Genomic DNA, 6,714 nt, shown 5'->3' with positions numbered 1-6,714 from the left:
GCGACGCCGGCATCGCGTTCATCCCCGAGGACCGCAAGCACCAGGGCCTCGTCCTCCAGACCCCGGCCTACGCGAACGTCGCCCTCACCTCCGACCGGCAGCTGAACGGCTTCGGCCCCTTCATCAGCACGAAGCGGCAGATCGAGACGGCGGAGGAGATGGGCCGGCGCATGTCGCTGCGTCCCGCCGACGTCCGTCTCAACGCCCGCCAGTTCTCGGGCGGCAACCAGCAGAAGATCGTGATCGCGAAGTGGATCTGGCTCGGAGCGAGCGTCTTCCTCTTCGACGAGCCGACCAAGGGCGTCGACGTCGGCGGCAAGGTCGAGATCTACGAGCTCATCGATCAGCTGGCCTCCGAGGGGCACGCCGTGATCGTCGTCTCGAGCGACCTGCCCGAGATCATCTCCATCAGCGACCGGGTCCTCGTGATGAGGTCCGGGCGCTTCGTCTCCGAGCACGTCGGCGACGACATCACCGAGCACAGCATCGTGGCCAACGCCATGGGCGTGGCGAAAGGAACCTCATGACCTCCCCCGAGACCGGGAGCGTCGCCACCCCGCGCCGGCGCTCCTTCAACCTGCAGGCCTTCGGCATCTACATCGCCGCCGTCGTCCTCTTCGTCATCCTGGGCGTGCTGAACCCCAACTTCCTCACCATCGGCAACCTCCGCGACGTCGCGGTGTCGGCCAGTGTGAACGCCATCATCGGCATCGGCCTGACCTTCGTCATCATCACCGGCGGCATCGACCTGGCTGTGGGCGCCATGGCCAGCTTCGTCGGGATCGTCAGCGCCTCGCTGATGGTCAACGGCGGCGTGCCCCCGCTGCTCGGTCTCGCGGCCGGCATCGTCCTCGGCCTGATCTGCGGAGGGATCAACGGCCTGCTGGTCACCAAGCTGAACCTGCCGCCCTTCATCGCCACGCTCGGCACGATGAGCGTGTTCCAGGGAGGCGCCTACGTCGCCACCAACGGCAAGCCGGTCTACGACGTGCCGAAGGAGTTCATCCTCCTGCTCAACAGCTACATCGGAGGCGTGCCCGTCGTGGTCGTCATCGTGGCGGTCGTCGGAGTCGCGGCCTGGCTGCTCCTGCGCAAGACCGTGTTCGGCCAGAACGTGATCGCGGTCGGCGGCAGCGAGGAGACCGCCTGGCTCTCGGGGGTCCGGGTCCACCGCGTCAAGATCGCCGTCTACTGCATCTCCGGCGGGCTCTCGGCCCTGGCCGGCCTGGTCATCGTCGCCCGCATCAACGCCGCGCAGCCGGACGCGGGCAGCCCGTACCAGCTCACCGCGATCGCCGCGGCGGTCATTGGGGGAGCGAACCTGATGGGCGGCGAGGGCCGCATCGCGGGCACCCTGGTCGGCGCGCTCATCCTGGGCGCGCTCACCAACGGCCTGGTGCTTCTGAACGTGCCGAGCTTCTACGAGCAGATCGTCACCGGCCTCGTCGTCCTGATCGCCGTCACGCTCGACCAGGGCAGCAAGGGCTGGCCGATGTTCTCCAGAGGCCGCAGGAAGAAGCAGGAGGACGTCGCCGCTCCTCCGACCGAGTCGACGCCGTCGGTGAACGCGTGACGGCGCTGACCGCCCTCGACGGTGCGCGGGTCCTCGTGACGGGCGGCCGGGGCCTCATCGGGCGGCCCACCGTCGCGGCGCTCCTGGCGGAGGGAGCGGTCGTCACCGTCCTCGACCGGAGCGACGCGGGGGCGGACCCGGCCGTCCGGACCGTCGTCGGCGATGTGACCGACGAGGCCGTCCTCGCCGAGGCGCTGTCCGGCCAGCACGCGGTCGTCCACCTCGGCGGTTACGCCGGACTCGGGATGGCCGACGCGGTCGAGACCTACCGCGTGAACGCCGTGGGCACCTTCGCGGTGCTCGCGGCGTCCGCGGCGGCCGGAGTCGCCAAGGTCGTCTACGCCTCCAGCATCAACGCGAACGGCTACCCCCTCGGGGCCGAGCAGGCGCTCCCGCCCGTGTTCCCCTACTCCGAGGATGCGGCGCCCCGGATCTCGGACGAGTACTCGCTCTCGAAGCTCGCGAGCGAGGACGCGGCCCGGATGGCGCACGCCACCTGGGGCCTCGAGCTCACCGGCCTCCGCTTCCCGCTGGTGCGCGACATCACCCTCGACGGCGGGCGGCGGTTCGGCGAGCACCTGCGCACCGCAATCGCCGCCGACCCGCGCCGCCAGGCGGCGGAGGGCTTCAGCTACCTCGACGCGGCCGATGCCGCCCGCTCGGTGCTCGCGGCGCTGCTGCACGACACGCCTCCCGCTCCCGGGATCCTCGTCGCCGCTCCGCTCACCTACCTCCGCGGCGACACCGCGGCCGCCCTCGACGCGATCGCCCCCGGTGTGCCGCGCGGCGAGCTGCCGGGCCGCTCCGTCGGGCTCGACCTCACCCGCTCCCGCGAGCTGCTCGGCTTCGAGGCCGCGGTGCTGCTCGACGACGTGGCGCCGGACCAGCTCGCCGAGGTCGCCCCGTGACGCTCTCGCTGCTCGGCCTCGGACCGATGGGCGCCCCGATGGCGCGGAACCTCGTCGACGACGGCGGCCTCGTGGTCTGGAACCGCACCCGCGCGAAGGCCGACCCCTTCGCCGCGCTCGGGGCCCGCGTGGCGGCGACTCCGCGCGAGGCGGCGGCCGACATCACGCTGACGGTGCTGCCGGACCTCGCGCAGGTCGAGTCGCTGCTGGACGGCGAGGACGGCCTGCTCGCCGGCTGGCGCGAGCGGGGCATCGCGGATCCGGTGCTCGTGGTGCACGGGACCGTCGCGCCCTCGGCGGTGGCCGCTCTCGCCGCCCGCCTCGCCGAGGAGCACGGCGTCCGCGTCGTCGACGCCCCGCTCAGCGGCGGCACGGTCGGCGCCCGGGACGCGACCCTCAGCATCATGGTGGGCGGAGAGACGGAGGCGGTCGCCCGCGTCCTCCCCGTGCTCGCGCGGCTCGGCCGCACGGTCCGCCACCTCGGCCCGAGCGGCGCCGGAGCGACCGCCAAGCTCTGCAACCAGATCGTGGTCGCCGGGACGGTCGCCGTCGTCTCCGAAGCCCTGCTGCTCGCCCGCACCGCCGGACTCGACCCGGAGGTGATGGTCGAGCTGCTGCAGGGCGGCCTCGCCCGCACCACCGTGCTCGAGCAGAAGAGCGCCAAGTGGCTGGAGGACGACTTCGCCGAGGGCGGCAGCGCGCGCAACCAGCTGAAGGACCTCCGCTACGTCCGCGAGGCTGCGGACGCCGAGGGCGTCGTCCTGCCCGCGATCACCGCCGTGACCGGCCTGTTCGAGAGGATGGTCGCCGACGGCGACGGCGATCTGGACCACACCGGCGTCGTCCGCACGATCGCGCGCCTCGGCGCTCCGACCCCGGGGAGGCACGCATGAGCGGACTCGTCGTCATCGACGCCCACCACCACCTGACGGATCTCCGCCGCTCCTACCCGTGGCTGGAGGGGCCGGCCGAGCCCTTCCGCTACCACGGCGACGACCGGCCGATCCGCCGCTCCTACAGCGTCGACGACTACCTCGCCGACGCCCGGGACGTGACGCTCGCCGCCTCCGTGCACGTGGAGAACGGCGCGGCCGACGCACTCGCCGAGACGGCCTGGATCGACGCCCTCTCCCGCGAGCGCCCGGTGCCGACGGTGCACGTCGCGCACGTGTCGCTCCTGGACGCCGACGCGCCCCGGCAGCTGGAGGAGCACGCCGGGTACTCCGTGACGCGCGGCGTCCGCGACATCCTGAACTGGCACCCGGATCCGGTCTTCACGCACCGCGACCGGCCGGGGATCTCGGCCGATCCGGTCTGGCGCGCGCACTTCGCGCGGCTCGAGCCGCTGGGCCTGTCGTTCGACCTGCAGGTGTTCCCCTCGCAGCTGCAGGAGGCGGCCGAGCTCGCCGGCGCCTTCCCCGGCACCGCGATCGTGCTCGACCACCTCGGCATGCCGATCGGCCGCGACTCCGACTCGGTGGACGAGTGGCGCAGGGGGCTGCGCGCCGTCGCTGAGCGCGAGAACACGGTCGTGAAGATCTCGGCGATCGGCACGAACGACCACTCCTGGACCCGCGCGTCGATCGCGCCGTTCGTGCACGAGACGCTCGAGGCGTTCGGGCCGGCGCGGACGATGCTCGGCAGCAACTTCCCCGTCGACAGCCTCTACTCGAGCTTCTCCGAGCTGTACACCGCGTTCGACGAGCTCACCGCGGCACTCTCCCCGGTAGAGCGGCGCGACGTCTTCGCGGCGACCGCCGACCGCTTCTACCGGATCGGAGCGCCGCTGCCCGCGGTCTGAGGAGGCAGCGGGTGCCGCGGCGCCTCCGGGCGCCGGAGCAGCCGCAGGCCGGTGGCGAGCTGCCAGGCCGTGACGGCGTAGACGGAGGCGCGCTCCCAGACGCCGTCGGGCAGCAGGTCGACGCCGGGCACGCGGGTGTCGACCTGCAGCATCAGCAGCGCGAGCAGGCCGACCGCACCGAGCACGATCCCGACCGTCCCGAGCGCCCATGGGGCGCGGCCGTGCCGGGCCGCGGCCCCGGCGACGATCGACGCCGCGTTGCCGCCGACGATCGCCATCGCGGCGCCGACCACGTGCAGGCCGGCGATCCCGTTCTGCGCACTGGCGCTGCTCCCGTGCACGAGGCCCACCACGGCGATGCCCACGGCGTAGACCACGGCGAGGGAGAGGAACAGCCCCCGCGATCCGCCTCGCGCCGCCCGCACGGTCGTGACGGCGGCGGCGAGGTAGAGCGCCCCCTGCAGGAGGAATCCGCCGTTCATCACCGCGTGCAGCGGCGAGTCGATCGCGCGCCCCTGGAACACGCCCACCTCGGGCACGCCGAGATCGCTGATGTAGTTCCGTGCGTAGCTGTAGCCCGGGAACGCGGACGCGGCGACCGCCTCCGCTCCCACGTAGGCGAGCGCGCTCACCACCCACAGCACTCCGGCCCCACGAGTTCCCATGGGCCCATCATCCCCGGGCCCGGTCCCGCCGGTCGTCGTCGCCGGACGGCTCCCCGCCGCTCCGGTCACAGGCTGAACCCGCCGTCGGTCGTGAGCACCTGCCCGACGACCCAGCTGCCCGCCGACGTGGCCAGCCACGCGATCAGCTCCGCGGGGTCCGCCGGCGTGCCGACCCGGCCGAAGGGCGTGCTCGCGACGTACTCCTCGAGGTCCTCGAGCGACCGGTCGGTGGTCACCGGGTCCAGGTATCCCGTGTTCACCGGACCGGGATCGATCGTGTTGAGCACGATCCCGAGCTCCAGGAGCTCGGCGGCGACCGTGGCGGTGACGCCGGCGAGTGCGGCCTTGCTCGCGGCGTAGGCGAGCTCTCCGCGCATCGCGCCGTGGATCTGGCCGGACGTCATCCAGAACACGTGCCCCTGCGCCCGGGCGTAGGGCCCGGCCCCGACGATCCGGTCGCCGGGCCGGCGGGGTCCGTCGGTGCGCGGTGCCCGGAGCCGCGCGAACTCCGCGGTGAGCAGGAGGGTGGAGCGGGTGTTGACGTCCCAGAACGCGGTGAGCCGCTCAGGCGTCATGTCGAGGATGCTGCCGTCGTCACCGCTCTTCGCGTGGTTGCAGACGAGGACGTCCAGGCTCCCGGTGAGGTCGGCAGCGGTTCCGATCAGACCGGAAATCGTGGAGGGATCGGCCAGGTCCGCGGCGACGTCGGCGAACCGCGCGCCCTCCGTGAGGTGCGCGCGGAGCTCGGACCGGACCGCATCGAGGTCGTCGCCTCCCCAGGGGAGGTCGAGATCGTGAGGGCGGTGGTGGTGGACGACGAGGTGCGCGCCGAGGGAGGCGAGCCTCGCGGCGACGGCGAATCCGATGCCGCGCCGCCGCGAGACACCGGTGACGAGAGCGGTCCTGCCCTGCAGGGGGAGGAGTGCGGACACGGGGAGCCTTTCGATCGCGCTCGAGCGGGCCGGAGGGAGCGGGCCGGAGTGAGCGGGCCGGAGCGACGGGGATCGGGGGGTCTCAGCCGCACTGCACGGGCCCCACCGTACCGAGCCGCCGGCCTCCCCGCGATCCGGGAGGAGGCCGGTCAGACCTGCTGGAAGACCCGCAGGCCCCGTCCCCGGGAGAAGCCGAGGCGCGAGTAGCTGTCCGCCAGCCGCTCGTCGGCGGCGACCGCCACGACGACTCCTCCCGCGGGGACCGTGGCCAGCAGCTCCCGCGTCGCGAGCAGCGCCGACAGGCGGGTCCCGGGGCGCTGCGAGAGCGCCATCACCGTCCACCGCCGCCCGGGGGGCGTCTCCGCGCCGACGGCCGCGGTGAGGGGGGTCCCGACCAGCAGGGCCCCCGCCCCCACGGCTCCGCCGAGGAGCGCCGCGAGGACCAGGACCGCGCCGAGCAGCCCCGAGAGCGCGACCCACACGGCCGCCACCACGGCCAGCAGGACGACCGGGACGGTGACGGCGATGCTCACCAGGGCGTCGGCGACCGGCCGGTAGCGCCCGAACACGACCAGTCCGTTCCGGTCGGCCGTCTCGTGGGCGGCGCGGCGGATCACGGAGGGCGTGAGCGAGAGCAGCGCCGTCGGGAAGGCCAGGACGGCGAGGACGCGGTGACGCGTGAAGGCGCGCACCATCAGCCACGACACAGCGGGCAGACGTCCCCATCCGACCGGTGCCGACGCCGCTGCCATCGATCCAGTCTGCGCGATCGGGGAGGCGCGGGGCCACCCGGTACGAGGACGCCGCTCCGGCTCCGCTGCGCGAGGGAGGCCGA

The 6,714-nt window shown here is 73.4% G+C and carries 8 protein-coding genes; 5 read left to right on the top strand and 3 right to left on the bottom strand.

Annotation, left to right across the window (positions count from 1 at the left end; all coding sequences use genetic code 11):
• The 5 genes from C5C27_RS16140 to C5C27_RS16120 form a co-directional block, all read left to right on the top strand.
• On the top strand, positions 1-527 hold a 527-nt coding region (locus tag C5C27_RS16140; RefSeq protein ID WP_146079724.1), incomplete at its 5' end, for an ATP-binding cassette domain-containing protein.
• Complete coding sequence (locus C5C27_RS16135) at positions 524-1,573, top strand: ABC transporter permease (RefSeq protein ID WP_104239249.1); 1,050 nt, start codon at positions 524-526, stop codon at positions 1,571-1,573. The genes C5C27_RS16140 and C5C27_RS16135, both read left to right, overlap by 4 nt.
• Complete coding sequence (locus tag C5C27_RS16130) at positions 1,570-2,481, top strand: NAD(P)-dependent oxidoreductase (RefSeq protein ID WP_181133569.1); 912 nt, start codon at positions 1,570-1,572, stop codon at positions 2,479-2,481. The genes C5C27_RS16135 and C5C27_RS16130 overlap by 4 nt, the downstream gene beginning before the upstream one ends.
• Positions 2,478-3,374, top strand: coding sequence for an NAD(P)-dependent oxidoreductase (locus tag C5C27_RS16125; RefSeq protein WP_258066832.1), 897 nt, complete (start codon positions 2,478-2,480; stop codon positions 3,372-3,374). The genes C5C27_RS16130 and C5C27_RS16125 overlap by 4 nt, the downstream gene beginning before the upstream one ends.
• Positions 3,371-4,282: an amidohydrolase gene (locus tag C5C27_RS16120; protein ID WP_104314914.1), complete on the top strand. Its 912-nt coding sequence runs from the start codon at positions 3,371-3,373 to the stop codon at positions 4,280-4,282. Before C5C27_RS16125 ends, C5C27_RS16120 begins: the two co-directional genes overlap by 4 nt.
• Here the strand turns inward: C5C27_RS16120 and C5C27_RS16115 are convergent.
• From C5C27_RS16115 to C5C27_RS18685, 3 genes are all read right to left on the bottom strand, one after another.
• On the bottom strand, positions 4,249-4,947 hold the full coding sequence (locus tag C5C27_RS16115) for a DUF998 domain-containing protein (RefSeq protein WP_104314913.1): 699 nt from the start codon (positions 4,945-4,947) through the stop codon (positions 4,249-4,251). The two genes, C5C27_RS16120 and C5C27_RS16115, sit on opposite strands and share 34 nt — an antisense overlap.
• Positions 4,948-5,012: 65 nt before the next feature.
• Positions 5,013-5,879 carry an SDR family oxidoreductase gene (locus C5C27_RS18690; RefSeq protein ID WP_258066831.1) on the bottom strand — a complete coding sequence of 289 codons (867 nt, stop codon included), beginning with the start codon at positions 5,877-5,879 and terminating at the stop codon, positions 5,013-5,015.
• Between the two features lie 149 nt (positions 5,880-6,028).
• Positions 6,029-6,631, bottom strand: a complete 603-nt coding sequence (locus tag C5C27_RS18685; RefSeq protein WP_146079346.1) for a hypothetical protein — start codon at positions 6,629-6,631, stop codon at positions 6,029-6,031.
• Between the last annotated feature and the right edge of the window lie 83 nt (positions 6,632-6,714).

The organism is Rathayibacter sp. AY2B7, from assembly GCF_002931635.1.
Lineage (GTDB): Bacteria > Actinomycetota > Actinomycetes > Actinomycetales > Microbacteriaceae > Rathayibacter.
The sequence above is the reverse complement of the archived record's forward strand: the minus strand, read 5'-3'. Positions and strand labels throughout refer to the sequence as shown.

Excerpts from the sequence above, each read along its gene's own strand:
- C5C27_RS18685 (WP_146079346.1), bottom strand. The coding sequence starts at position 6,631 with ATGGCAGCGGCGTCGGCACCGGTCGGATGGGGACGTCTGCCCGCTGTG.
- C5C27_RS16115 (WP_104314913.1), bottom strand. The coding sequence starts at position 4,947 with ATGGGAACTCGTGGGGCCGGAGTGCTGTGGGTGGTGAGCGCGCTCGCC.
- C5C27_RS16120 (WP_104314914.1), top strand. The coding sequence starts at position 3,371 with ATGAGCGGACTCGTCGTCATCGACGCCCACCACCACCTGACGGATCTC.
- C5C27_RS16135 (WP_104239249.1), top strand. The coding sequence starts at position 524 with ATGACCTCCCCCGAGACCGGGAGCGTCGCCACCCCGCGCCGGCGCTCC.